The organism is Raoultibacter timonensis (assembly GCF_900240215.1).
In the GTDB taxonomy this organism is placed as follows: domain Bacteria; phylum Actinomycetota; class Coriobacteriia; order Coriobacteriales; family Eggerthellaceae; genus Raoultibacter; species Raoultibacter timonensis.
Genome location: NZ_LT964697.1, coordinates 1 through 1,505, shown reverse-complemented (window position 1 = coordinate 1,505; position 1,505 = coordinate 1). Strand labels below are relative to the sequence as shown.

The window sequence follows — 1,505 nt, the reverse complement described above, 5'->3', positions numbered from 1 at the left end:
AGCAAGCCCGCAACCGCGAGCACGAGGCACGCACCCGCGCCCGCCCCGCCAAGGAAGAGATAGAGTACGATCGACATACCGAACATGATCCGCCCCTCATGGCATGGTTCCAAAGGCCCGCTCGACCCGTTCGTCGTTGCGACGGGATTATCATAAGACAATAGCCTCGATCATTGTACGCGAAGCGGCGGGAAAACGCACCTGAGTTATTCGGCGATGCGATGAGAATTCATATCCCGGCCATGCGGCGGCGCATGCGCGCTAGCCTCCTGCGACCAGCGCACGGTACGGCCTTCGAAACCGTCAGATCCAGTACCTCGAACACGTCAAGGACTTCGGGGGTCATCTGGCGAGCCTGCTTTTCCGAAGCGTGCTTTCGAGCTGCAAGGATGTACGCGAAATCGGAAAGGGAACCCGCCGAAATGCAGATATCCATACCCTCGGATAAAGCAACGTCAAGAGAGGAATACGGAGCAAAGAAGCCTTCGGTTCTGCTCCGAATATCGATTATCACATTGGTGTCGAAGCAGACTTTCATGCGAGAGTTCACGGGCGAAGTTTTCTTTCGATCCGCTCCCGTTTGAACCGACCCGCGTCAGCGTCGGGGGGGGACGGCCTCAACCCATGACCAGACCATCGATCGCTTCCGCTCTATTTCCGCCTGTTTTGAATCGGCTTCCCTCTCGGCTCCCGGATGATCGAGGCTCAGCAAGGACCGGGTTGCCTCCATGTATCCGAAAACCTCGCGGATCAGCTTGGAAACCGATACACCTCCCCGATTCAATACCTGCATACCGCGCTCTTGCCACTCGGAGGCGACCGTCGTCGGCAAAACCGCGCCCGATCGTTGCAGCAAGGTTCCGACACAAAAACGAATAGATTACCTTTCCCTGACCAAAAAGCCATCACCTCTATACTGGGCGGCAGACGAACAAGAACCAACCAGTGTCAGGAGCAATCATGAACGCATCAACGAAAACAAACCTGCTGCCGAAAATCGCATTTGCCGTTGCGAGCATTGCCGCGCTTGCGGTGATCGTAGCGCTCTCGTCGTGCTCGACCACCCCGCAGCAAACCATCAAGATCCCGTTGCAATCCAATGCAGGGACCGGCTACGAGTGGGTCGTCGACGGCGAAACGCCGAGCACGCTGCAGCAGATGGATTCGACCACCGAACCGCAGGGCGACGAAGACCTCGCTGGCGGACCCGTTCTTACCACATACACGTTCCAGAGCATCAAGGAAGGCGACGGAACCATTTCGTTCAGGCTCGAGCGCGCAGGCACGCCCGCTGACGACGATTTGCAGGTGACCTACCACTTCACCGTCGACAAAGACCTCCACGTGACGTTCGACGGATCCGAAGGCACCTATCTCGAAGGAGAAGAAATCCCCACGCCCGAGATCTACGCGCAATAGTGCAACGTTTCGCGCTCGGATGCGCACCCCACCGGCATCCGACGACAAAAACCGCGCGCCGCGCGGCAGCGCACGCAGCGCAACGC

2 protein-coding genes are annotated in these 1,505 nt (G+C 58.2%); one reads left to right on the top strand and one right to left on the bottom strand.

All coding sequences use genetic code 11. From position 1 onward, the window contains the following. Nucleotides 1-229: 229 nt before the first annotated feature. Nucleotides 230-550: a type II toxin-antitoxin system VapC family toxin gene (locus tag C1722_RS16600; RefSeq protein ID WP_146040728.1), complete on the bottom strand. Its 321-nt coding sequence runs from the start codon at nt 548-550 to the stop codon at nt 230-232. Nucleotides 551-960: 410 nt separating this feature from the next. On the opposite strand from C1722_RS16600, the gene C1722_RS16590 reads away from it, so the two are divergent. After that, nucleotides 961-1,419 (top strand): protease inhibitor I42 family protein, encoded by a 459-nt coding sequence (locus C1722_RS16590; RefSeq protein ID WP_102380497.1) that lies wholly within the window; start codon nt 961-963, stop codon nt 1,417-1,419. Nucleotides 1,420-1,505: the final 86 nt, after the last annotated feature.

Bases quoted from the DNA above. Each gene is read 5' to 3' on its own strand.
- C1722_RS16590 (WP_102380497.1), top strand. From the start codon at position 961: ATGAACGCATCAACGAAAACAAACCTGCTGCCGAAAATCGCATTTGCC.